Consider the following 24651-nt stretch of genomic DNA (forward strand, 5'->3'; position numbering starts at 1 on the left):
TAGCGCACCGCAGATGGGCGTCGTCGCAGGGCGACACCCATGTCGGCGTGGTGTCGAACTCATGCTCGTGCGAGCAGAGAATCACTTGTCCATCGGCACGGTACGTGCGTTCGGGTCGTATCCCGGCGGCGGTCCGGCGGTGTCGTCACCCGGGGGTCGGGGTGCGTTGGCCGAGCCACGGATCTGCTGGTTCGGATCCTCCGTCACACAGTACAGATTGACCGGCACCGCGAGTTCGAGCACCTGCGTCGGTCGACGCGGAGTCACCGGGTAGTTGCAGGCCGGGCGTGGAAACACCGAACCGAACGTCCACCATGCCCCGCCGTGGAACATTGCGAGGCTCTTGACACTGGCGTCCCGGATCGACGGCAGCAGGTTGGCGATGGCCGGCGCGCGCAGAGCACCCTGACGGGCGATGTCGAGAACCTGTTTGAGTACGTCGGCCAGCGGGTCGTTCAGCTGGTTGAGTGAACCCGTCAGACTCGTGAGCTGTGTGGGCCCACGGTTCAGGAGGGTGCGGATCTCTTTGTCCGACGCGACCGTCGCGTTGATGACCGCACTGATCGAGGCCACCGTGGTGCCGAAATCTGGCTGGATCCCGGCGGTGGTCTTGAGGATCGTGCCCGAATCCTGGATGAGCTTGGTGGTCTGCGGGAGAACACGGTACAGGCTCGCGAAAATTGTTCCGCCCGAGGCGAACAGCGCGTCGAGCTGGTTGTTGCCGTCGTCGCTGCCGAGCGCGACGTCGAGGTTCTCGATCACCGAGCGAAGCTTCACCGGGTCGATCTGTTCGATGACGCCCAGCGACGATTCGAGCAAATCCGGGAAGGGTGCGGTGACGTGTGTCTGGTTCGCATTGATGGTGTCACCGTCCTCGAAATACGGACCGTCGGCGGTCGGCGGCTGGAAGTCGACGTACTGTTCGCCTGCGGCCGACAGACCCAGCGCGGCCACCATGGCGTTGCGGTTGATCTTCACGTCCTCGTCGATCGAGACCTTCACCTCGACCGAGTTCGGCTGCACCTGAATGCTGTCCACATCGCCGATCTGGGAACCCCGCAACGTCACCCGCGAGGTGTCCTGCAACCCGCCCGAGATCGGGAAGTTGATCGTCAGGTGATATTTGCCGGTGAGTGGCTCCCAGCGCAGGATTCCGAACGCGAGGTAGGCCAGACCGACAACCATCACCATCACCAGGGCGAGGTTGCCCAGGATGACCGAGTGTTTCTTGAGGAAGGCCAGCATTGCGGTCATCCGCAGCACCCCTTTGTCCCGGTCAGTCGCGCCAACAGCCTGGTGAGGGTTTGTTGCAGCGCGGCCGAACCCGCATCCACGTCGCCGAGTTCCGGTAGGCGGCTTGCGGAGTCGAAGCCGACACCCGGATTGAGCCAGTAGACCTTGGCCGACAGCGCTGCCGCGCTGCCCTGGGTCGTCTTTGCCCACCTCGGCACCAGGATGTGCAGGTTGTCGGCGAGAGATCCCAGCGTGGGGGCCGCCTGCTGCAAGCCGATGACGACAGTGTTCAGATGCCCGATCAGTTCCACCAGGTTGTTCCCGTTGGAGTTGAGGAAGTCGTTGGTCGCCGCAGTGACCTGTTGCGTCTTGTTCAGCGTCGTCAGCACGGACCCGATCTGCGAGTTCACCGCATTCACGGCCGGCCCGATCTTGTTGATGGAGGCCATGATCTGCGCGCGTCCAGCGGCCAGCTGAGCGGTGAGCACCCGCGTGTTGGCCATCGCCCGGTCGACCTCGCCGGCGTTCAGGTTGAACTTCCGGATGGCGGTGGTGAGCCCTTCGATGGAGTCGTTGAGTTCGTTGGGATGGGGCGACACCGCAGCACTCAACTCGGTGAGAATGACCGTCAACGAGTTCAGCGAACCGCTGTCGACCACACCGCTGACGCTGATCAGGAGATCCTCGACGGTTGCCGCGGCCGACGTCGGGCCGGTGAGGGTGTCACCGTCGGACAGATACCCCGTCGGCTGGCCGGGTGGCGGCAAGAGCGCCACGAACACATCGCCGAGCGGCGTGGCCTGGCGCAGCTCCGCGCCGGTGCCGACCGGCAGCTTGGTTGCCTTGCTGACATCCATCTTGACGATGGCCTTGTAGTCCTTCACCGAGATGTCGGTGACCTGGCCGACGTCGGTGCCGTTCAACTTCACCTTGGCCCGGGTCGGGAGGTTGAGCGCGTTGTCGAAGTTCGCGGTGAGTTCGATGGCCTCACCGATTCCGCCCGGTGCCGGCAACGGGATCTGTTCGACGGTGAGCCCGGGAAGCACCCCGCATCCGGTGAGGGTCATGAGACCGGCGACCACCACGGCCAGCAGTCCCACCCGACGGCGAGTCGACGGACGGCGAGATTCTCCGCGCGAGGCGCGCGGACGGTCCAGTGCAGTGCGGGTGACTGTTCTCATTTCGCCAACTCCAACAGTGCGGAGTAGATGCCCAGGTCGGGTCCGAAGTCCTTCAACTTGCCTGTCCTGCAGCCGTCCTTCTGGAGGTTGATGGTCTCGCAGAACTTGGCGAGCAGTTCGTTGTCGAGCAACGACTTGTCGAGCAACACCTGGGCACGCCAGGCGCCCTGCTCTGCGGACACCGAGTTGCTGAGGTTCTGGAACAGCAACGGTCCCAGGTCGATGGTCTCGACCACCTGCCGTGAGTAGTCACCGAGATTCGCTGCGAGTGCCGCGAGCCGTCCGAGCGAACCGCTGATGGTCCCGGTGTTGTTCTGCAGGAAGACCGTCGTGTTCTGCAGGGCGGTGTTGAGATCGCCGAGCGTGGCGACGAGGCCCGGTGACTGCGCCCGAAGCATGGTCGCGACACCGTTGATCGAGTTCGAGAACTCCAGCATTTTCGGATAGTTGGCAACCAGAGTCGTCGTCAGGCCCTGAATCGTCTTCACCAGATCCATCAGGACGTTGCTGTTGCCGGACACGACCTCCGATGCAGAACCCAACTCGTTCAACGCATCTCGAATGGCCTGCCCGTTACCCGACGCGATTCCCGAGGTGATGTCGATCATGTCGGCAAGCGGTCCAGCTCCGTTGCCGTCGCCACCGAGCGCGACCACCAGGTGATCGAGTGAATCGAACAGCTCGCCGACCGACACCGGCGCCTTGGTCTGCTTGAGGACCGCACCATCCTCGAGTTTGGGCCCACCGCTGTAGGCCGGACTCAGTTCGACGTGGCGGGTCGTCACGATCGACGTGTTCACGATCGCCGCGGTCGCGTCGGCCGGTACCGGCACGTCCTTGTCGATGGTGAACGTGACCTTGACACGATTGCCCTGGGGTTCCACCGACGTCACCTGTCCGACCGGCATCCCGAGGACCGCGACGTCGTTGCTCTTGTACAGCCCGGCCACGTTGTCGAAGTAGGCGGTCACCTCGATCGCCTGGCCGAAGGTCTTCTGCCAGCTCGCCGGGATGAACGAGCATCCGGACAGCCCGACCACGCCCAGCAGCGCAAGGCCGACGAGCCACACCGACCGTTTGAGATTCACCTTCTGCGCGTTCAGCATCCGTCCACCACCCGTGCCAGGCACAGCCAGTTGTCCGGGAAGATGCCCCAGGGCAGGTAGCTGTTCGCGTACGGACCGTCACCGATGACGTTGTTGGTCAGTCGTGCGGTGACCGGCAGGATCTCGAGGATCTTGCGCAAGTTCTTCCGGTTCTTCTCCAGGCCCTGCGAGACCGTGTTCAGGTTCGTCATGATGGGCGCGAACTGGTTGGCATTCTCGCCGGCGACGGCCTTGGCCTGCTCGGACAGCGCCGCGATACCGTCGAGCATCCGGGTCACCAATGCCTCACGCGCGGTGATCTTCTGGGCGAGTTGCCGGCCCTGGCCGACGATGATCGCCAGTTGCGCCTGGTTGTCGGTCACGATCCCCGTCACCGTCTGGGTGTCGGCCAGCAGTTGGTTGATCTGGTCTTTGCGGTTGGTGATGACCTTGGACATCGCCGTCAGGGCGTCGATGGTCGGCTTGGTGATCGCCGGCGCACCGGCCAGTTGCTTGTTCAGCGTCCGGATGCTCTGACTGAGGCTGTCGCTGTTCAGGTCGTTCAGGATCGGGGCACCGGCCTCGATGGTGCGCTGCAGATCGTAGGGGACGCGCGTCTGCTCGATCTTGCCGTCCGGGGCGGGCTCGCTGGAGTCGCCGAGCGACAGATCGATGTAGCGCTGGCCCAGCAGCGTCGACATCTTGATCTCCGCCGACCCGTTGGCGGTGACGTCCACATCCTGATCGACCTTCATGGTGATGGTGATGTGGTTGCCTTCGAGTTCGGTGTCGGTGACCTCCCCCTTGTCGATTCCGGCAACGCGCACCTTGTCGCCCGGTCGGATGCCGCCGGCCTGCGCGAAGTCACCCGTGTACGTCTTCTTGCCCAGGTGCGCGTTCGCGAGCGCAGTCACCCCGAGTAGGAGCGCGACGATGACGACGGCGCCGATGAGCCCGTACCAAAGTCGTTTGTTGTTGCGGAAGTGGTTCTTCATCGGCACACCACCGAGTGCTTGGTGCCGCCGATCTTGTTGATCAGCCCGGGTGGCAGGAGTACGTCGCCGATCGCGATGTCGAGGTCACACGCGTAGATGTTCAGGTAAGAACCCTCTCCGAGGACGAGCGGGAAGTGCCCGAGGAAGATGGGCAGGTCGACCGCCAGCTGATCCAGTTTTGCGCCCTCGCCGATCAGGGTGTTGGTGGCCACTCGCGCATTCGTGGCCGCCGATGCCAGATCGGCCCGACTCTGGCTGAGGACGTTCGCGAAACCGGTGGCGGTGTTGCCGATGTCGGTGACCGCCCGGCCGAAGGTCGCCGAGTTCTTGTTGAGGTTCTCGATGATGGTGCCCAGACTCGAGATCACCGTGCCGACCTGGCCGCCCTGGCGAGCGAGGTCGCGCATCACGCCACTGAGGTTGTCGATGATCGCGCCGATCACCGCATCGCGGTTCGCGGTGTCGTCGGCCAGCTTGCCCACCTGCGCGATCGTGTAGCTCAGGGACACGTCGCTGCCTTGGAACGCGTCGATCAGACCCTGCGACAGCGCGTTGACCTGCTCGGCGTCGAGCGTCTCGAACACCGGCTGGAAACCGGCGAGGAGTTTGGTCACGTCAAAGGAGTCCTCGGACGGCAACTTGAGTGTCGAACCCGCGGGGAGTGGCTGGGACGCGACCGCCTTGTCCAGCGTGAGATTGAGGTAACGCTGCCCGATGAGGTTCTGGTACCGGATGGCCGCCTTGGTGTTGGTGTACATCGGCTGGCTGTCCTGGACCTCGAAGCTCACCTTCGCGCGACCATCGTCGAGGACGATCTCGTCGACTCGGCCGACCCGGACTCCGGCCATCCGGACGTCGTCGCCGGTGGCCAGGCCCGAGGCGTCGGTGAAGTAGGTCGTGTAGGTGTTCGTCGGTCCCGACACCGACCGCTCCAGCGTGGAGAAGATGATGTAGGTGAGCAGCAATGCCACCACGCCGAAGATCAAGAACCCGAACAGCGGCTTGCGGATTGACGCCTTCCCCGAGCTCATCGTCCCCCTCCCGGTGTCTGTGCGGTGGTCGGGCGTGCCTCGACGCTTTGCACGAGCGGCCCCAACATCAAGGCGTCGGCAGCGTTCGGCTTACGACGGAGCGCCTGGCCCAGCGTCCGGGCATCGTCGCCCGTGGTCACCATGCCCGCGGGCGAATTGCGCCGCATGCCGTCGGACGGATAGATCATCAGCGGACCCGAACTCGTCGGCCCGGTCCCGGTTCCCGGTCCCACACAGCCCGGCCCGCGTGTCTGGCCATATGGCCCGCCGTTGTACACGGGGCAGTTCTGCCGCGTATATCGCTGGAAGGCGCCGAAGCTGACGCCGATGTTGAGTTGGGCATGCCCGTTGACACCGGTGAACACCGTGAGCACCTTGGCGGCGAGAGTATTGAGCGCGCTGAGTGCCTCGGGCAGTGAATTGGGTTCGAGCACAGCCGCACCGACCATGCGGTTGAGGTCGGTGACCAGACGCTTGCCGCCGTCACCGTTGCGCGCGAACAGAACCTGGGTCTGGTCGAGGATGCCCTGCCCAGCCGACAGCAGCGCCGCGAGATCCTGCTGCTTTTCCGCGATCGTCATCGCCGGGATGACACTGCGGCCCAAGGCGTCCAACAGTTGAGGCGTCGACTGCGCCAATCCCTGGACAGCGTTGTTGAAGTTGTCGAAGCCCGACGGTGCGCCAGGCGGGAACTGCGCGTTGATCGTCTTGAAATAGGTGTCGAGCACGCCGACGAATGAACCGAACACCGCACCGCCGCCCTTGAGCGCGTCGGAAAGCGTTCCGAGGAAGCTGGCCAGTTGCTCCGGCGGTATGGCCTTCAGCAGGGTCCGCAGTTCGTTCTGCGCGTCCTGCAGCCGAATGGTCGGCAGCGACGTATCGGCCGGAATCTGTGCACCGTCGCTGATGCGGGCGGTCCCCGGATCTGCGGGTGGGATCAGTTCCACCGAGTTCACGCCGAACAGGTTGGACGGCACGGTTCGGGCCGTCACGTTCGCCGGGATGCCCTCGGCCTGTTGAGGCTCGAGATCAATGTCGACGAGCTTGAGCTGCGCCGTCCCGGTGGCATCGGAATCGTCGAGCTCGATCGTCTTCACCGATCCCACGATCAGACCGTTGTAGCGGACGTCCGCGCCGGGGAGAAGACCATCGCCCACGTCGTTGAGTTTCGCGGTGACCGGAACCGTCGAGCTGAACACACCCTGATAGCGCATGGTCAGCAGGACCGCGATGATCAGCATCACGATCAGGAAGGCGACGCCGCGCAGCACGTACTGCAGGAGCGAGGGATTACGTCCGTCGGTTGCGATGTTCATGAGTCCCCTACCCCGAGATCTTGATTCCGGGCGAGGTGCCCCAGAACACCAGCGTCATGATCAGGTTGGCGAACACGATGACGATGATCGCGAGTCGGATGGCATGTCCGGCGGCCACACCCACGCCTTCGGGACCGCCCGAGGCGAAGTAGCCGTAATAGCACTGGATGAACGTCGTCAGCAGCACGAACACGATCACCTTCAAGAAGGAGAAGACCATGTCCCAGGACACGAGGAACTGACTGAAGTAGTACAAATAGGTCCCGGCACCCTGACCGCTCTGGAACTGGAACATCACCTGGCAGGCGATGTAATTGGCGGCCAGCGACACCGAGTAGAGCGGGACGATCGCGAGCACCGCGGCGAGCATCCGCGTGGTCACGAGGTACGGGAGCGGGCGGATCGCGATGGCCTCGAGCGCGTCGATCTCCTCGGCGATGCGCATCGAACCGAGCTGAGCGGTGAACCGGCAACCCGACTGTGCGGTGAAGGCCGTCGCCGCGAGCAGCGGCGCGATCTCGCGTGTTGTCGCGAACGCGGACAGGCCGCCGGTGACCGGCGCCATGCCCAGCAGGTTGAGGGCGGTATATGCCTCGATGCCGACCGTCGCACCGCCCATGATGCCGAGGATCACCATGACGCCGACGGTGCCGCCACCCACCACGATCGCGCCGTTGCCCCAGGCCACATCGGAGAGCAGGCGCCAGACCTCTTGGCTGTAGTGCCGGAAAGCCAGGGGTACGGCGCCGATCGAACGAACCAGGAAGGTGATGAGGTGCCCCATCGCAGCGAGCGCGTTGCGCGGACCGCGGTACAGCGATTTGGCCGCCTCGACCGGCCGCAGCGCGGGGGGTATATACCGAGAAGCAGTCACGTCACACCACCTTTGCCGGGACGAGGATCGCGAAGAGCTGGGTCAGGATGACGTTCACCGTGAACAGCAGCAGCACCGAGTTCACGACCGCCGCGTTCACGGAGTTCGCCACACCGGCCGGACCGCCCTTGGTGGACAGCCCGCGGTCGCAGGCGACGATCGCCACGATCGCACCGAATATCACCGCTTTACCCAGCGCGAACAACAAGTCCGACGTCGAGGCGAAAGACGCAAAGGTGCCCGTATAACTGCCGGGCGTACCGCCCTGGAAGTAGACGTTGAAGGCGTAGCCGGTGATGAAGCCGACGAAACAGACGAAACCGCAGAGCAGGAAACTGACCACCATCGTCGCCAGAAGACGGGGTGAGATGAGCCGCTCGATCGGGTTGACGCCCATCACTCGCATCGCGTCGATCTCGTCGCGGATGGTGCGCGAGCCGAGGTCGGCGGCAATGGCCGATCCGACCGCGCCGGCGAGAAGCAGGGAGGTGACCAGGGGCGCACCTTGCCGGATGACACCCAGACCGGTCGCGGCACCGGAGAACGACGTCGCACCGATCTGTCCGGCGATGTTCGACACCTGGATCGAGACAATCACGCCGATCGGAATTGCGACGAGCAGCGTCGGGAACACCGAGGTGCTGGCCATGAAGGCGCACTGACGGATGAACTCACCAAACGGGAACCGACGCTTGAAGATGTCCACGAACAGCGTCTTGAACACCTCGATGAACATCCCCAACTGACGACCGAAGGTGTCGAAGGATGCCACCACGTGGCCGTTGAACCACGACCGAAGCACCCCAGGCCCCCGCCGTGAATCCACTTCCTCGTCGTCGGAGGTGGTTGTGTTTGTGCTCAATCCCTACCCTTGCGTCCGAAAAAATCCGTACCGATGGTTCGCAGCCGTGTCGATGGTCAGGTGACCTCGAAATCGAATATGAAACATGCCCCCCGGGCAGGTGCGTGGGTAATATACCTCGCTTCGTCGGTGTGCTGTGCCTCGCCTCACAAGTTCGCCGGTCTGCGCCCCGGTTCCGTTCGACATACCTTGTGTCAGGTGACCGATTCGGAAAAGGCCGCCGACCACGATGTGACGCGCAATACATCTGGTGACGATTGCACCATAACTGGGACGGTCGACCAGCGCTCGCAAAACCCCCCCTTTTCGGCGTCGGCGAGTCGCTTTCACAGCCCACGGAGTCTCATGGACCTGCGGGTCTGGGCACCCGACGCCTCATCTGTCCAACTCGAGACCGGCAGCGACTCTCCCGCCGGTCCAATCCGGGTATCGATGACGGCGGGATCGGGCGGATGGTGGACCGTGCCGGAGTCTGCCGTCGAACTCGTCGAATCAGACGGTCCGGGGGCGCGGTACAGCTTCGTCATCGACGGCGCCGATCCTCACCCCGACCCCAGATCGGTCCGGCTACCCGACGGCGTGCACGCACCCTCGGCCCTGTTCAGGGTCGACGACACGCTGTGGACCGACGACGACTGGCCGGGGCGTGGGGTCCATGGCTCGGTGATCTATGAACTTCACCTCGGAACCTTCACTCCCGACGGCACCCTGGACTCGGCGCTCGAGCGTCTCGACCACCTCGTCGATCTCGGAGTCGACTTCGTGGAGCTGATGCCGGTCAACGCGTTCAACGGCGTCTACAACTGGGGCTACGACGGCGTTGCGTGGTACGCGGTGCAGGAGGCCTACGGCGGGCCGGGCGCCCTGGCCCGATTCGTCGACCGCTGTCATGCGCGCGGCCTGGGCGTGATCCTCGATGTCGTCTACAACCATCTGGGCCCGTCGGGCAACTATCTGCCCGAGTTCGGCCCCTACCTCACCGAGGGCACCAACAGTTGGGGATCGTCGCTCAATCTGTCCGAGCCGGACTCCGACGAGGTACGGGCGTACATCGTCGACACCGCGCTGCGCTGGTTCCACGAGTTCCACGTCGACGGACTGCGCCTCGACGCCGTACACGCTCTGATCGACCACCGGGCTGTGCACATCCTCGAAGACCTCGCGACGGCCACGGATGCGTTGTCGGCCGAACTCGGCCGACCGCTGTCGTTGATCGCCGAGAGCGACCTCAACGATCCGCGGATGATCCTGCCCCGGACGGTCGGCGGCCACGGCTTGGCGGCGCAATGGGACGACGACATCCACCACGCCATCCACACCGCGGTCTCGGGCGAACGCCAGGGCTATTACGCCGACTTCGGAAGCTTCGAGTGCCTCGCGAAAGTGTTGCGCGGCGGCTTCTTCCACGACGGCACGTACTCGTCGTTCCGGCGTCGGGGTCATGGGCGGCCGATTCCCACCGAGCAGGTGTCGGCGTCAGCGTTGGTCGCCTACACGTGTAATCACGACCAGATCGGCAACCGCGCCATCGGCGACCGACCAGGCTTCTACCTCGACGACGGCCAGCTGGCGATCAAGGCCGCACTGGTCCTGCTCGCCCCCTTCACACCGATGTTGTTCATGGGCGAGGAATGGGCCGCGAGCACACCGTTCGCCTTCTTCACCTCTCATCCCGAACCCGAACTGGGCGAAGCAGTGCGGACCGGCCGACGCGGAGAGTTTGCCGAACATGGTTGGGACACCGAGGATGTCCCCGACCCGCAGGACCCTGCGACCTTCGAGGCGTCGAAGCTCCACTGGTCCGAACTCGACGACCCGGCCCACTCGAGGGTACTCGACTTCTACCGCGCGCTCATCGCACTGCGGAAATCCCAACCGGAACTCGGTGCCGAATCGTTCGATTCGGTCGACGTCACCTACGACGCGGAGGCCCGCTGGTTCGCGATGCACCGCGGCTCATGGTCGGTGGTCGGGATATTCGGCGAGAACGAGACGGCCGTACCGATCGCGCTCGACGTCGAACTGTCCTGGGAACCCGTGACGCCCAACGACTCCGGCTTCGCCTCCCCCGGCCACAACGTGGTCGTCGGGCGACGGACCGAGGCGAATGGAGATCAGGTCAGGTAGTCGTAGGCGGGTGTTCCCGGTTCGAGTCGCTCGCAGCTCAGACGCGAGTGCGACATCCGGTCCATCAGTTCCGGCAGCCCGTCGGGCGAGCCGAGTTCGACGCCGACGAGCGCGGCGCCGGTCTCGCGGTTGTTGCGTTTCACGTATTCGAACAGCGTGATGTCGTCGTCGGGCCCGAGCACCTCGTCGAGGAAGCGCCGCAGCGCGCCGGGTTCCTGCGGGAAGTCGACGAGGAAGTAATGCTTGAGTCCCCGATGGACAAGTGAGCGCTCGATGATCTCGCCGTAGCGCGACACGTCGTTGTTGCCACCGGAAACCAGGCTCACGACGCTCGCACCGGCCGGTAGTTGCAGCCGCGACAGCGCGGCGGTGGCCAGCGCGCCGGCGGGTTCGGCGATGATGCCTTCGTTCTGATAGAGCTCGAGCATGGCCGAGCAGATCGCACCCTCGTCCACGTGGGTGATGTGCGTCGTCCCGGGTCCCACCTCGATCGGACCATCGGGCAGCACTTGCGTCGATGCGTTCACCGGAACCTCGGCGAGTGTCGGGTGGTCACTCACCGACGACGCCATCGCCGAGAGCACGCCGTGCCCGATCGAGCCGATGCGCTTGACCGCTGCGCCGTCGACGAACGGATCGATGGTCGGCAGGGTGTATGGCCCGCCGTAGACCAGGGCAGCGGTCAGCGACACCGCGCCGGTGGGTTCGACACCGATGATCGCGACGTCGGGGCGTCGGGCGCGAAGGTATGTCGCGATGCCGGCCAGACATCCGCCACCACCCACGGGCGCGACCACGACGTCGGGAACCTCGCCGAGTTGGTCAACGAATTCGTGCGCGATCGTGCCCTGCCCCGCCGCTGTTCGCGGGTCGTCGAAGGCGTGAATCCAGGTGGCGCCCGTCCGCAGCACATCGGCCTGAGCAGCCGCCGCGGCCGCGTCGTAGGTGTCGCCGACCGCCAGCAACTCGACGAATTCGCCACCATGCCAACGGATTCGGTCGCACTTCTGCTTTGGCGTGGTGGTCGGCACGTAGATCCGACCATGTACCGCCATGGTGCGGCACGCGAACGCCACCCCCTGCGCATGATTGCCTGCGCTGGCGGCAACCACTCCCCTGGCCAGTTCGGGCTGGGTCAGCTGGGCCATCACATTGAACGCACCGCGAATCTTGTACGAGCGAACCGTCTGCAGATCTTCCCGCTTGAGATAGACCTGCGCTCCGACATCCGAGGAGATGCGTGGGCAGGCTTCCAACGGGGTGCGGGCGATCGCGGGCTCGATGCGGCGCGACGCCGCCTCGATCGCCTCGGCGGTCAACGCCGGTTCGGACACCATCGCGGATTGGGTACTCACGACGTCCATGGTCTCACTGCGTGGTCGAGCCCGACGAATCGCGGTATCGCGACAAAGTCCGGCGCCTACACTGGCAACGGTCATGGGTTCTTGTCGGCGACTGAAGACCGCGGCGCCACCGAAGCCCGTCACGGACCAGCAACTTCGGGTCCACCCGACAACGCTTGGAGTGTCATGACACACCGGCCCACCTCCCTTCGCACACGTCTCGGAGCCATTCTCGCGGGCGTCACGGTGACCGCAGGTCTCGCCGCCGCAGTCGTTTCGGCGCCCGCATCGGCCGCGCCCTGTCCCGGCGCCACACCACCACGACTCGTGGGCAGCGTCCCGGGAGCCGCCCTCGAAGGGCTCACCGTCGACGCCGGCGGACGGCTCTACACCACAGATCTGTTCAGTGGCCGCGTCTATCGGCTCGACCGGCCCGGCGCACCGGCGATCCCGATCGCCCGCGTACCCGGCGGAAGCGGAGCCGGCGCGCTCGCCTGGACTCCCGGCGGCACGCTGCTCGTCGGATATGGAGCCGACCCCCGTGTGATCGTCGGCGACACCCTGCGACACGCCGGCATCGCGCGACTCAACATCACCGATCTCGCGATCCGCCCCTGGGTGGGCGGCCTGTCCGCGGCCAATGGCATGGACGTCTCGGCGCGCGGAACCGTGTACGCCACCAACGACTTCGGCAACCTGATCGGCCGAGTGTTCCCGAACGGATTCGTGCAGGCCGGGTGGGCGACATTTCCCAGCGCCAACGGTGCAGTTCTGAGCCGCGACGATCGCTGGCTCTACGTGTCACGCACCTTCGTCAACCCCGGCGTCAGCCGCATCTCGACAACGAATCCGCGAGTGGTGCAGAGCCTGCTGTCGGTCGGCGGCAACGCGACACCCGACGGCCTCACCCTCGACGCGCGCGGCCGTCCGATCGTCCCGTTCAATGCTGCTGGTGAGGTCGTCCGGATCACCTCACCGGGTCGCTATTGCGTACTCGCGTCAGGAATGCCGCTGTCGAGCGTCGTCAGCTACGGACGCGGCGATCGCGGCTTCTCGTCTGGACGACTGTTCCGCGCAGGCTTCGACGGTCGGATCTACGAGATTCCGGGCGGGTTCAGCGCAGGCGCTACGGCGGCGATACCCGCCACCCGCTGACCGGGCGCGGAATTTGGGGTGCTACTCCGACGGTCGGAACCGGACGGCCAACGCTGCGACGGCGGGAAGTCGGGTGCCCCACCAGACGGCCAGGACGGCAAGAGCGGTCACCCACATCGTGGCCTGACCCGATTGCGTCACGATCAGGGTCATGAGTGCCGCGACAATACCCACGACGACGGCAGCCACCTTGTGAAACGGCCACTGCACGCCGGCAACATTCACGGTGGGCGCATCGCCACGACGTCCGACGACCGGATTCACGATCTGGATGAGCGTGGTCATCGACGTCTCCTTGGATGCGGCGGGCTAGAACACCACTGTAACCGATGTCGAAAAGAAATGTTCGGCTACCCGAAAACTATCCGTGGATGTTCGGAGATCACACGCCGTGAGCGTCGGCGGACCTGGTGCCGCGCTGCAGGGTGGCCAGCAGCTCGTGGTACGGACCGACCAGGTACGCGGTGTCGCCTGCGGCAAGACGATCGTCGCGCCGAGGATGCTCGACGACCTCCCCGTTCGCGCTCTCGATGGCGATCACCCGCGTCTGCGTCGGCAGATCCGACATCGACGCGCCATCGAGCGCACTCCCGGCGCGCACCGAGACCCCACCCACCATGAATGACCGCTGCCCCACCGAGAACGTGCCGGAGACGTCGAGGCCGAGTGCGGCGCCGATGAACCAGGGTGCCGCCAGTTCCACGGTCGACCGGACATGCGCGAAGCCGAAACGCCGAGCCACCGCGTCGCCGAGCGCGTGGTCGAATACCCGCAGCACCACGGGCACACCGGGTGCGTCGGCCGACCCCGACCAGCGCACGCCGAGCGCTTCGCGCGCCGCGATGCCCGTCTCCACATTGACCATGTCGTCTTGCGTCAGAACCACGACCGCCGACGCACTCGAGATGCGCGCGTCGTCGAGGGTCTGGCGTACCGTCGCGTCGCCGAAGATCACCGGAACACCGAGATCGGCGGCAGTCGACAGATAACGGTTGGACTGGTCGCGTTCGACGACGGCGACGTCGTATCCGAGCTGCCGCAGGTCGGCGGCGACCCGAATGCCGAACGATCCGAGCCCGACGACGATCACATGACCGGTGAACTGTCGCGCCCGACGCCGACCCGCGGACTGACCCAACCTCCGAGAGAGCAGGAGATCGGCGACGAAGGCCATCAGGATCGCGGTGGTCCCGACGCCGGCGAACATGAGGACGATGGAGAACAATCGCAGCCACGTCGGCTGATCGACAAAGCTGAAGTCGCCGTAGCCGACCGTGGCAATCGTCTCGGTCGAGAAGTACAGGGCGTCCACGAAACTCATGCCCGGCTTGTCGTATGTGTAGCGCAGCAGCAGGGTCGCACCGATGAGCAGGGTGAACGAGACCCCTAGTGCGCGAAACAAATTCGGGTTGACGTCATCGCGGAAGTCCCGTACGGCCTGTGCCACGCGCATCGGACCGCGCGGCCGATGATGAGCGGCCCGCAGCGGATGCTCGGTCGAGATGCTCTGTCCGGCAAGCTCTTCTGCGGTACCGATCATCGCAACCCAGTCGCCTTCGGCGACCATCAGGTCGCGGCCCGGGCAGGCCACCACAGCACCCGGAGACGCAGCGAACTCCCCGCGGATGACCGCGACCGGCGCAAGGTCCCCGTAGAGCTCACGTAGCGTCCCGGTGCGCGGGGCACCCGCACCGGACACCACGAACTCCGTCCCGGCCACCGTGATCGAGTGGGTGGTGCGCGCCAGAGCGGCCTCGAGGACTGACGGAGCGGCCAGTTCGGCGACGTCGAGCACCGCACCCGGACCGTTGCCGTGCGCCACCGCTTCGCGCAGCACTCGATTCGACAGATGGGTCACCACCCGCACCTGCGGGTTGAGTTGTCTTGCCAGCAAAGCGATCTCGAGGTTCACGGCATCGTCGGAGCCAGCGCATACCACTGCGGTCGCGGCCTGCACATCCACCGCTGCGAGGTCGGCGGCTGCGGCGATCATCGTGGTGGCGCTGCCCGCACTCGACAGCTCTTCGACAATCCGCCTGGTCAGTGCGTCGTCGCCGTGCACGATGACGTTCGCGTCCATCGGTAGAGACTACTCAGCGGACGGGTCGTCGTGCATGGTGAACGACACGCCCTAGCTGAGGCAGCTAGGCCCGAGCAGCGCCTTGAGATCCCCCATCAGCGCCGAACTCGGCGTCACCCGCAGCGACTCGGTGAGCCGCAGCTGTGTTTGACGTTCGTCGCTGATCAGCGTCACGTGAACATCGGCCGTGCCCGGATGCCGAGTGAGTACCTGCTTGAGTGCCTGGACCCGGTCGGGGGTGCACAGGCGAGCGGGCAGCGTCAGCGCGACCGGCTTGCTCGCGCCTGCGGCACTGAGATCCGGCACGGCCAGATCGTTGGCGCTGATCATCATGCTGTCGTCGCGCAGGTTCACCCGTGCCTTGATGAGCACGATGTTGTCGGCGACGATGTCCATCCCGTACGCCGCAAAGGCCCGCGGGAAGAAGTACACCTCGACGCCACCGACCATGTCCTCGAGGGTGACCGCAGCCCACGGTTCGCCCTTCTTGTTGACCCGTCTCGTCACCGACGAGATGATGCCGCCGATGGTGATCTGTGCCCCGTCGGCGATGTTGCCCTCGAGAAGGGTGGTGATCGACGTGTCGGTGTGCGCGGCGATGGCATGTTCGACGCCGCTCAGCGGGTGCCCGGAGACATAGAGTCCCAACATCTCTCGTTCGATGGCGAGTTTGTGCTTGGAATCCCATTCCTCGTCGGGCACCTTGACGGCGAAGACTTCCGCCATGGTTTCATCGGCGCCGCCGGCATCGCCGAAGAGATCGAACTGTCCGATCGCCTCGGCCTTCTTGGTGCCGAGCACGGATTCGACCGCCTCGCCATGCACCAGGAACAGCCCCTTGCGGGGATGCGACAGCGAATCGAAGGCACCGGCCTTGATCAGCGACTCCGTCACCTTCTTGTTGCAGGCGGTGACGTCGATCTTCCCGAGATAGTCCGAGAAGCTGGTGAACTTGCCCTTGTCGTCGCGCGCGGTGAGGATCGAGCCGACCACGCCGCTTCCGACGTTGCGAATCGCCGCGAGCCCGAAGCGGATGTCGGTGCCGACGGCGGCGAAGTTGCGCTGCGACTCGTTGACGTCCGGGGGCAGCACGGTGATCCCGAGCTTGCGGCAGTCCGAGAGATAGATGGCGGCCTTGTCCTTGTCGTCGCCCACCGACGTCAGCAGACCGGCCATGTATTCGGCGGGATAGTTCGCCTTGAGGTAGGCCGTCCAGAACGATACGAGTCCGTAGCCGGCGGCGTGCGACTTGTTGAACGCGTAGCCGGCGAACGGGAGCACCGTGTCCCAGAGCGCGGTGATGGCTCCCTGGGAGAATCCGTTGGTGCGCATGCCCTCCGCGAAGCCGTCGTATGCCTCGTCGAGGATCTCTTTCTTCTTCTTACCCATCGCGCGACGGAGCAGGTCGGCCTGTCCGAGCGAGTAGCCCGCGACCTTCTGCGCGATCTGCATGATCTGCTCTTGATAGACGATCAGACCGTAGGTCTCGGCGAGGATCTCCTTCAACGGCTCCTCGAGCTCGGGATGAATCGGCTTGATGTCTTGCAGACCGTTCTTACGCTTGGCGTAGTCGGTGTGCGCGTTCACGCCCATCGGACCCGGGCGATACAACGCGAGCACGGCCACGATGTCCTCGAAACCGGTGGGCTGCATCAACTTCAGGAGTTCTCGCATCGCCGCACCGTCGAGCTGGAAGACGCCGAGCGTGTCGCCGCGGGCCAACAGCTCGTAGGTCTTGGTGTCCTCGAGCGGCAGGGCGTCGAGGTCGAGGTCGACGCCGCGGTTGGTCTTGATGTTCTCCAGGGCATCGCCGATGACGGTCAGGTTGCGCAGACCGAGGAAGTCCATCTTGAGGAGGCCGATGTCCTCACACGACGGGTAATCCCAGCCGGTGATGATCGCGCCGTCCTGAGCGCGTTTCCACACCGGGATGGCATCGGTCAACGGCTCCGACGACATGATCACCGCACACGCGTGGACACCCGCGTTGCGGATCAGCCCCTCGAGTCCGAGTGCCGTGTCGTAGATCTTCTTGACGTCCGGATCGGTTTCGATGAGGGCACGAACCTCGGCGGCCTCGTTGAACCGCTCGTGCTCGGAATTGGTGATGCCCCACACCGGGATGTCCTTGGCCATGATGGGTGGCGGCAGGGCCTTGGTGATGCGGTCGGCGATGGCGAATCCCGGCTGGCCGAACTGGACTCGGGCCGAGTCCTTGATGGCGGCCTTGGTCTTGATGGTGCCGAAGGTGATGACCTGGGCGACCTTGTCGACTCCCCACCGCGTCGTGGCGTAACGCACCATCTCGCCGCGACGACGGTCGTCGAAGTCGATGTCGATATCGGGCATCGACACACGTTCGGGATTGAGGAATCGCTCGAACAGCAGTCCGTGCGGGATCGGGTCGATGTTGGTGATGCCCAACGCCCAGGCGACCAGCGACCCCGCCGCCGAACCGCGGCCCGGGCCGACCCGGATACCGACTTCCTGCGCATGCCGGATCAGATCGCCGACCACTAGGAAGTAGGCGGGGAACCCCATCTGGATGATGACATCGAGTTCGTAGTTGGCGCGTTCGGAATAGTCCTGCGGCACCGGCTGTCCGGGGAACCGCCGTTCGGCGAGGCCCTTGGCGACCTCCTTGCGCAGCCAGGTCTGCTGCGACTCCCCCTCGGGGACGTCGAAGACCGGCATCCGGTCGCGATGGGTGAAGACGTCGGAGTAGCTCTGCACCCGCTCGCCTATTTCCAGGGTGTTGTCGCAGGCACCGGGGACCACCGAATCCCACTGGTCGCGCATCTCCTGCGCCGACTTGAGGTAGTAGCCGTCGCCGTCGAACTTGAACCGGGTCGGATCCGTGAGCGTCTTGCCGGTCTGCACACACAGCAAGGCCTCATGCGCCGCGGCGTGGTCCTTGGTGACGTAGTGGCAGTCGTTGGTGACGATCGGTTTGATGCCGAGCTTGCGGCCGATCTCCAGCAGCCCTTCGCGAACACGACGCTCGATCTCGAGTCCGTGCTCCATCAGCTCGAGGTAGAAGTTCTCCTTGCCGAAGATCTCCTGCCACTTCGCGGCCGCCTCGAGCGCCTCTCGCTCGTGCCCGAGACGCAGGCGGGTCTGCACCTCGCCGGACGGGCAGCCGGTGGTGGCGATGATGCCCTCGGCGTATTGCGCGATGAGTTCGTCGTCCATCCGGGCCCACTTGCCGAGTTGACCCTCGATGGACGCCAGCGACGACAGCTTGAACAGGTTGCGCAGCCCCGTCGCATTCTCGGCGACCATCGTCATGTGCGTGTAGGCACCGCTACCGGAGACGTCGTCACCCTTCTGGTCGCGGGTACCCCAGGTCACGCGCTTGGTGTCGAATCGCGAGCCGGGAGCGATGTAGGCCTCGATACCGATGATCGGCTTGATGTCGTTTTTGACCGCGGTGTTGTAGAACTCGCTGGCGCCGAACATGTTTCCGTGGTCGGTCATGCCGATCGCGTTCATCCCCAGCCGTTTGGCCTCCGCGAACAGCGGCGACACCTTGGCGGCACCGTCGAGCATCGAGTACTCGGTGTGGTTGTGCAGGTGAACGAACGAATCGGTCACGGTGCCCCTTCTGCTTCGTCGGACTGCCAGTGTTCCAGGTCGGGTTTTCCGGATACGACGGCCCCGCGGAGCGCGGCGTCACGGAAAGCCTGGTCCACTGTATGTCCTCGTGCCGACACTCACGGACAGGCGCGGCGGGCCGTGACAGATGTGGCCACCGTGACGTTCAATCCGGGCCCGAAACCGAGTCGGCTCGCGACAACCGGTGCCGAATTGGAGAACGCGAGTGCTGCAGCACTCGCGTTCTCCAATTCAACTCGATTCCTGGCGCGGTGGTCACCGACTCTTCGGATCAGAGCACGACACCGAGCACGATCGCCGTCACCAGGATCAGCAGCACGACCGCGACGATGGCGATGATCACCCCCGGATCGGGTCCGGTGGACGGTGGGGCCTGCGGTGCGCGCGGCGGTGGGGGTACCGCCGGACGACGATCGAGCGGGCCCGAGGAGGCACCAGGAATGGTCGGCGGCGCACCACCACGATTCGGTCCGGCGTGCAGCGGGCCAGAAGGGTTCGGTGCAGAAGGGTTCGGTGCAGAAGGGTTCGGTGCAGAAGGGTTCGGTGCAGAAGGGTTCGGTGCTGAAGGGGGCGGCCGCACCGGGTCGCGCGGTGGGGCACTCACATGGTCGTCGGTCTGCCGACGACGAACCGGGTCCGACGGCACCGCGTTGGGCGACACCTGGGTCTGCTGCCACGCCGGCAACTCCCCACGGCGAGGATCACCACTGCGGGGAGCGTCGCGATGTCGAGATCCGTCGCCGGGTCGTGGGCCGGCGGGCGGCGGTTGCCGTCGCGGCGGCGGCCCGACGCGGGGTGGACCCGGGATCCCCGGAGCTCCGGGGCGACGCGGGCCGTGCGCAGCGGGTTGCGGAAACCGGGGCTCATGTTGCCGGGGCGCCGGATGCGGTGGCCGCGGCGCGGGCCTCGCCGGCCGTGGCCGCACGGCGACTGCGAGGGCGTCGGCGAATTCCCGGCACGTCCCGAACCGGGCACCGGGCGACTTCGCCATGGCCTTGGCGATGACGGCGTCGACCGCCGGACTGACACCGCTCGTCGCGTCCGACACCTTGGGCACCGGGGATTTCAGGTGAGCTGCGATGACCGCACCGGTGTCGCGGTCGTCGAAGGGAACCTTGCCGACCAGCAGGTGGAAAGCCGTGGCCGCCAACGAGTACTGGTCGGTGGTGCCGTCCAGGGTCTCTCCGGACAATTGATCTGGTGACGCATAGGAGAGCGTTGCCAGGACCGTGCCGACGGAGGTGAGTCCCTCGACATCGTCGGTGATCTTGGCGACACCAAAGTCTGCCAGCACCACCCGCTGCTCGTCGGCGTCGTCCTCCGGCTCGCTGGTCGACAGCAAGATGTTGGCCGGTTTGATGTCGCGGTGCAGGAGATTGCGTCGGTGTGCGTAGTCAAGCCCATGCGCGATCTCGGTCACGATGTGCGACACCCGCCGCGGATCGAGTCGGCCTTTGGCGGCGACCTCACGCGCGGCGTCGGTCCCGGGCACATACTGCATCGCAATCCAGAGCAGATCCCGACCGGCCGCCGAGTCGCCGGTCGGAACGGAGGCGCGTCCGCGGTTGTGCACGGTGACGATATTCGGATGATCGAGAGTCGCCGCGACCTCTGCCTCGCGCAGGAATCGGCGCCGGAACTGCTGATCCGACGCGCCGCCCGACGCGGACAGGACCTTCAGTGCATCCGACCGCGGCAGTTCGGGATGGCGAGCCAGGTAGACAGCACCCATCCCGCCACTGCCGAGTACCCGCTCGATGCGATACCCGGCGACGGATGTTCCCGGCTCCAGCACCCTCCAAGGCTACCGAGAACCCCCGTCAGGTTTCATCTCATTAGGTCGCCCGGAGGACGTCGAGCGCGTGTTGCAGATCGGCCGGATAGTCGCTTGTGAACTCGACACGCCGGCCGTCGGCCGGGTGAGCGAAGGCCAGCGAACGGGCGTGCAGCCACTGTCGTTCCAGGCCCAGGCGTTTGGCGAGGACCGGGTCGGCGCCGTAGGTCGGGTCACCGCAGCACGGATGGTGCAGCGCCGAAAAATGCACCCGAATCTGGTGCGTACGACCGGTTTCCAGATGCACGTCGAGCAACGACGCCGACGCGAACATTTCGAGGGTGTCGTAGTGGGTGATGCTCGGTTTGCCGTTCGCGGTCACGGCGAAGCGCCAGTCGTTGCCGCGATGGCGGCCGATCGGTGCGTCGATGGTGCCCGACGGCGGATCGAGATGGCCTTGTACGAGCGCGTGGTATCCCTTGTCGACGGTCCGCTGTTTGAATGCCCGCTTGAGGATGGTGTAGGCACGCTCGGAGACCGCGACCACCATGACACCGGACGTGCCGACGTCGAGTCTGTGCACGATGCCCTGCCGCTCGTGCGCGCCCGACGTCGAGATCCGGTAGCCGGCCGCCGCGAGAGCGCCGATGACCGTCGGGCCGCTCCACCCGAGCGACGGATGTGCCGCCACCCCCACCGGCTTGTCGACGACCACGATGTCGGAGTCGTGGTATATGACCTCGAGATCCTCGACCGGTGTCGGTTCGATCTGCAGCGGCTCGTCCGGCTCCGGAAGCGTCACGTGCAGCATCGTGCCGGCGGCGAGGCGGTGTGATTTGCCGACCGCGATCCCGTCGACCGTCACGTCGCCGTCGTCGGCGAGACCCGCGACGACCGTTCTGGACAGTCCGAGCATCCGGGCGACCCCGGCGTCGAGCCGCATCCCGTCGAGACCGTCGGGAACCGGCACCAACCGTGACTCACGCATGGCTGCCGTCCTCGGTCGGGGAAACGTCTCCGTTGGCGGCGGCTTGGTCGTCGCGACTGTGCCGCGCCGCCCAGCCGGTCCGCGTGCCGTCGTAGTCGTACCCGAGCGCCGAGAGCACCACCAGCAGGATCGCGCCGCACACGACCGCAGAGTCGGCGACGTTGAACACCGGCCACCAGCCGACCTTGACGAAGTCGACGACGTGGCCTTGCAGTGGCTGTGGCGCGCGGAAGATCCGGTCGATGAGGTTGCCGATCGCGCCGCCGAGCACCATGCCGAGGCCCAGGACCCACCAGGCCGATCGCAACCGGCCGCTGTATCGCACGATCACGACGACCACCACGAGCGCGATGATCGAGAGAATCCAGGTGTAGCCGGACGCCATCGAGAAGGCCGCGCCGCTGTTGCGGACCAGCCAGAGTTCGACGTTGTCGCCGATGACCTGCACCGCAACACCCGGTTCGAGCAGTTCCACGGCGAGCGTCTTGGTCAGCAGATCCAGACCCACCACGGTGAGCGCGACCGCGAGCAAGGTCAGCATCACTCGCCTCGAACGGCCGCCGCGAGTGTCGGCGGAAGGATCTGGTGCAACGTCATCCACCACATCATCATCCATGACAGGTCTGGGCGAGCGCAGCGACGGGGGATCTACCGAATACGCTGGCTGCCGTGTCCCGTCACCGCCGCCGCAACCCGCGTGTCCTCACCACTCTCACGGCCCTGATGACGGTGGGCGTCCTGCTCGCGGGTTGCGGTTCCGACGGCGACGACGACACCTCGTCGGCCTCCGATGGTGGCTGTGCGACGGAGAACACCTCCGATCGAGACAAAGTGAACCTGATCCCGATCCCGCCGGTGAAGGTCACCGTGACCGGTTTCGGGAACGGCGAACGGCGGGTACCCGCGGCCGCTCCCGATCGGGATTCGGCCCAGCAGGCGACGGTGGTCACCACCTCGTCGGTCGCCTCCGCGGGTTCGGCGCAGGCCCAGACCGTCGACCTGCCGCTCACCGCACGATTCCACTGCACAGATCCCACCGACCTCGAGATGGACCTGGGGACGGTGACCTCTCCCGATCCGACTCTCAACGATCAACTGGCGCCGGCCGCGGGCGGCCACGCGGGAATGGCGATCGCCCCCGGCCTGGTGCCGATCTCGCTGCGTCTGATGCCGACCGACTCGTCGGGCCCCGAAGCCCGCCTCGCCATCGAGCAGGCGATGATCGGGGCGTTCACCCGGTCGGTTCCCTTGCCGACGGTGCCGATCGCCGTGGGCGCGACCTGGCGCGCCGAGCGGGTGATCAGCGCCGCCGCAACCGTCACCCAGACGATCGAGGCGAAACTGACCGCGTGGGAGGGCAACCGGCTCACGGTCACCTACACGGTCGACGAATCACCGATCAACTCGGTGTTCGCGATCCCCGGCGGCAATCAAACGCTGACGATCGCGCGCTACAGCTTCACCGGGAATGGCACGGAGACCGTCGACCTGACGCGCGGTCTCCCCGTCGACGGCGCGGCGACCTACCGCGGGGCACGGGAGCTCGTCGGCGCCGACGCGTCGCAGCGACTGCTTCAGCAGACCGGGTTCACTCTCACCTGGCGTTCGCGTTGACTCGACGGTGCGAGCGGAGCGAGTTTTCTCCGCTCCCTGAGGTGTGAGGAGCGCAAGCCGCCGGGCTGAGGAGCCCCATGCGAGGTACGAGCAGGGAGCGTCTCGAAGTCGACGAGCCTCGAAGGGCCTGGTGAGACAGGGCAATTCCGAGACCAAGTAGCTACGGTCACCAGCCCTTCGAGGCTCGCAAGCTCGCACCTCAGGGAGCGGGGGCGAGCTCAGGGAGCGGATTGGACCGGCAGTCTGACGACCGACGTCACACCAAGCGTTCACCGGTGTCGGGGTGGAACAGGTGCACCGCACGGTCGGACTGGTGCAGACGCACGCCATCACCGCGCTTGGCCGGCGCACGCTCGTGCGACCGCGCAACCAGGATCATGGGTTCCCCGTCGAGGTTGCGGATCGACTGATCCGCAACAGATGCATACACATAGGTCTCGCTGCCGAGTTCCTCGAGCAGTGCGACGTCGGCGGCGAGTCCGCGGCCTTCGTCGGACAGTTCCAGGTGCTCGGGGCGGATGCCCACGATCACCGAGGAAATCCCCGAATTCCGCAGCGCGGCTTTCGATTCTTCGTCGACGTGGATCACCGAACCGGAGATGGAGATCTGGCCATCGGTCACGGGTGCGGTGAACAGATTCATTCCGGGCGATCCGATGAATCCCGCGACGAAGGCGTTGACTGGTCGATCGTAGAGCTCGGTCGGAGTGGAGAATTGCTGCAGCACGCCATGTTTGAGAACAGCAACCCGGTCCCCCATGGTCATCGCCTCGACCTGATCGTGGGTGACGTAGACGGTGGTGGTACCCAGGCGACGCTGCAGCGCGGCGATCTGGGTGCGAGTCTGCACGCGCAGTTTGGCGTCGAGGTTCGACAACGGCTCATCCATGCAGAACACCTGCGGCTCGCGAACGATGGCCCGTCCCATGGCGACTCGCTGACGCTGACCGCCGGATAGTTTCGCCGGCTTCCGGTCGAGAAAGTCGGTGAGGTCGAGGAGCTTTGCCGCGTCGGCGACCTTCTTGGTGCGCTCTTCGGTCGACACGCCGCGCATCTTCAACGCGAAACCCATGTTCTCGCCGACCGTCTTGTTGGGATAGAGCGCGTAGTTCTGGAAGACCATCGCGATGTCGCGGTCCTTGGGTGCGACGCCGACCATGTTGTCGCCGCCGATGCGGATCTGACCGGAGTCGATGTCCTCGAGGCCCGCGAGCATCCGCAGGGCGGTGGACTTGCCCGACCCGGACGGCCCGACCAGGACGACGAACTCGCCGTCGTTGATGTCGAGATCGAGTGAGTCGACGGCCAGTTTGTCGGCGCCGGGATAGACGCAGCACGCTTTGTCGTAGGTGATGGATGCCATGGTGACTGCTCCTGT

The 24651-nt window shown here is 65.6% G+C and carries 19 protein-coding genes; 3 read left to right on the plus strand and 16 right to left on the minus strand.

What is annotated here, in order from left to right:
- Positions 1 to 81 precede the first annotated feature (81 nt).
- The 8 genes from ACWDTF_RS09625 to ACWDTF_RS09660 are packed head-to-tail and all read right to left on the minus strand — an operon-like array spanning position 82 to position 8541.
- Positions 82 to 1254: an MlaD family protein gene (locus tag ACWDTF_RS09625; RefSeq protein WP_449754319.1), complete on the minus strand. Its 1173-nt coding sequence runs from the start codon at positions 1252 to 1254 to the stop codon at positions 82 to 84.
- Positions 1251 to 2414, minus strand: a complete 1164-nt coding sequence (locus tag ACWDTF_RS09630; protein ID WP_355274381.1) for an MlaD family protein — start codon at positions 2412 to 2414, stop codon at positions 1251 to 1253. The genes ACWDTF_RS09625 and ACWDTF_RS09630 overlap by 4 nt, the downstream gene beginning before the upstream one ends.
- A complete protein-coding gene (locus tag ACWDTF_RS09635) occupies positions 2411 to 3520 on the minus strand; it encodes an MCE family protein (RefSeq protein ID WP_240855940.1) in 1110 nt (369 codons plus the stop codon). Before ACWDTF_RS09635 ends, ACWDTF_RS09630 begins: the two co-directional genes overlap by 4 nt.
- Positions 3514 to 4494 (minus strand): MCE family protein, encoded by a 981-nt coding sequence (locus ACWDTF_RS09640; RefSeq protein ID WP_355274377.1) that lies wholly within the window; start codon positions 4492 to 4494, stop codon positions 3514 to 3516. The genes ACWDTF_RS09635 and ACWDTF_RS09640 overlap by 7 nt, the downstream gene beginning before the upstream one ends.
- Complete coding sequence (locus ACWDTF_RS09645) at positions 4491 to 5525, minus strand: MCE family protein (RefSeq protein WP_240855944.1); 1035 nt, start codon at positions 5523 to 5525, stop codon at positions 4491 to 4493. Before ACWDTF_RS09645 ends, ACWDTF_RS09640 begins: the two co-directional genes overlap by 4 nt.
- Complete coding sequence (locus ACWDTF_RS09650; protein WP_240855945.1) at positions 5522 to 6841, minus strand: MlaD family protein; 1320 nt, start codon at positions 6839 to 6841, stop codon at positions 5522 to 5524. The genes ACWDTF_RS09645 and ACWDTF_RS09650 overlap by 4 nt, the downstream gene beginning before the upstream one ends.
- A 7-nt stretch (positions 6842 to 6848) precedes the next feature.
- Positions 6849 to 7715 (minus strand): MlaE family ABC transporter permease, encoded by an 867-nt coding sequence (locus ACWDTF_RS09655; protein ID WP_240855946.1) that lies wholly within the window; start codon positions 7713 to 7715, stop codon positions 6849 to 6851.
- A 1-nt stretch (position 7716) separates the two neighbouring features.
- Entirely contained in the window at positions 7717 to 8541 is an 825-nt protein-coding gene (locus tag ACWDTF_RS09660; protein ID WP_240856046.1) for an MlaE family ABC transporter permease, read from the minus strand.
- A 381-nt stretch (positions 8542 to 8922) separates the two neighbouring features.
- On the opposite strand from ACWDTF_RS09660, the gene treZ reads away from it, so the two are divergent.
- Entirely contained in the window at positions 8923 to 10704 is a 1782-nt protein-coding gene (gene treZ, locus ACWDTF_RS09665) for a malto-oligosyltrehalose trehalohydrolase (protein WP_355274372.1), read from the plus strand.
- Here treZ and ilvA read toward each other — a convergent pair.
- Positions 10692 to 12068 (minus strand): threonine ammonia-lyase IlvA, encoded by a 1377-nt coding sequence (ilvA, locus tag ACWDTF_RS09670; protein ID WP_240855950.1) that lies wholly within the window; start codon positions 12066 to 12068, stop codon positions 10692 to 10694. The two genes, treZ and ilvA, sit on opposite strands and share 13 nt — an antisense overlap.
- 165 nt (positions 12069 to 12233) lie before the next feature.
- Here ilvA and ACWDTF_RS09675 point away from each other — a divergent pair, with 165 nt between their 5' ends.
- Positions 12234 to 13202, plus strand: a complete 969-nt coding sequence (locus ACWDTF_RS09675; protein WP_240855951.1) for an SMP-30/gluconolactonase/LRE family protein — start codon at positions 12234 to 12236, stop codon at positions 13200 to 13202.
- 21 nt (positions 13203 to 13223) lie between these two features.
- Here the strand turns inward: ACWDTF_RS09675 and ACWDTF_RS09680 are convergent, their stop codons facing one another.
- The 6 genes from ACWDTF_RS09680 to lspA form a co-directional block, all read right to left on the minus strand.
- Positions 13224 to 13487 carry a hypothetical protein gene (locus tag ACWDTF_RS09680; RefSeq protein ID WP_355274368.1) on the minus strand — a complete coding sequence of 88 codons (264 nt, stop codon included), beginning with the start codon at positions 13485 to 13487 and terminating at the stop codon, positions 13224 to 13226.
- 97 nt (positions 13488 to 13584) lie between these two features.
- Positions 13585 to 15282: an NAD-binding protein gene (locus tag ACWDTF_RS09685; protein ID WP_240855953.1), complete on the minus strand. Its 1698-nt coding sequence runs from the start codon at positions 15280 to 15282 to the stop codon at positions 13585 to 13587.
- Positions 15283 to 15333: 51 nt separating this feature from the next.
- Positions 15334 to 18876 (minus strand): DNA polymerase III subunit alpha, encoded by a 3543-nt coding sequence (gene dnaE, locus ACWDTF_RS09690; protein ID WP_240855957.1) that lies wholly within the window; start codon positions 18874 to 18876, stop codon positions 15334 to 15336.
- Positions 18877 to 19168: 292 nt separating this feature from the next.
- Positions 19169 to 20692: a serine/threonine-protein kinase gene (locus ACWDTF_RS09695; protein WP_449754320.1), complete on the minus strand. Its 1524-nt coding sequence runs from the start codon at positions 20690 to 20692 to the stop codon at positions 19169 to 19171.
- A 40-nt stretch (positions 20693 to 20732) separates the two neighbouring features.
- On the minus strand, positions 20733 to 21659 hold the full coding sequence (locus ACWDTF_RS09700) for an RluA family pseudouridine synthase (RefSeq protein ID WP_240855960.1): 927 nt from the start codon (positions 21657 to 21659) through the stop codon (positions 20733 to 20735).
- A complete protein-coding gene (gene lspA / locus ACWDTF_RS09705) occupies positions 21652 to 22275 on the minus strand; it encodes a signal peptidase II (protein WP_449754321.1) in 624 nt (207 codons plus the stop codon). The genes ACWDTF_RS09700 and lspA overlap by 8 nt, the downstream gene beginning before the upstream one ends.
- Before the next feature lie 53 nt (positions 22276 to 22328).
- Between lspA and ACWDTF_RS09710 the strand changes: the two genes are divergently transcribed.
- Positions 22329 to 23273 (plus strand): hypothetical protein, encoded by a 945-nt coding sequence (locus ACWDTF_RS09710; protein ID WP_449754322.1) that lies wholly within the window; start codon positions 22329 to 22331, stop codon positions 23271 to 23273.
- A 256-nt stretch (positions 23274 to 23529) separates the two neighbouring features.
- On the opposite strand, the gene ACWDTF_RS09715 is transcribed toward ACWDTF_RS09710, so the two are convergent.
- Positions 23530 to 24636: an ABC transporter ATP-binding protein gene (locus tag ACWDTF_RS09715; protein WP_449754323.1), complete on the minus strand. Its 1107-nt coding sequence runs from the start codon at positions 24634 to 24636 to the stop codon at positions 23530 to 23532.
- Positions 24637 to 24651 lie beyond the last annotated feature (15 nt).

It is taken from the genome of Gordonia sp. NPDC003422 (assembly GCF_053588675.1).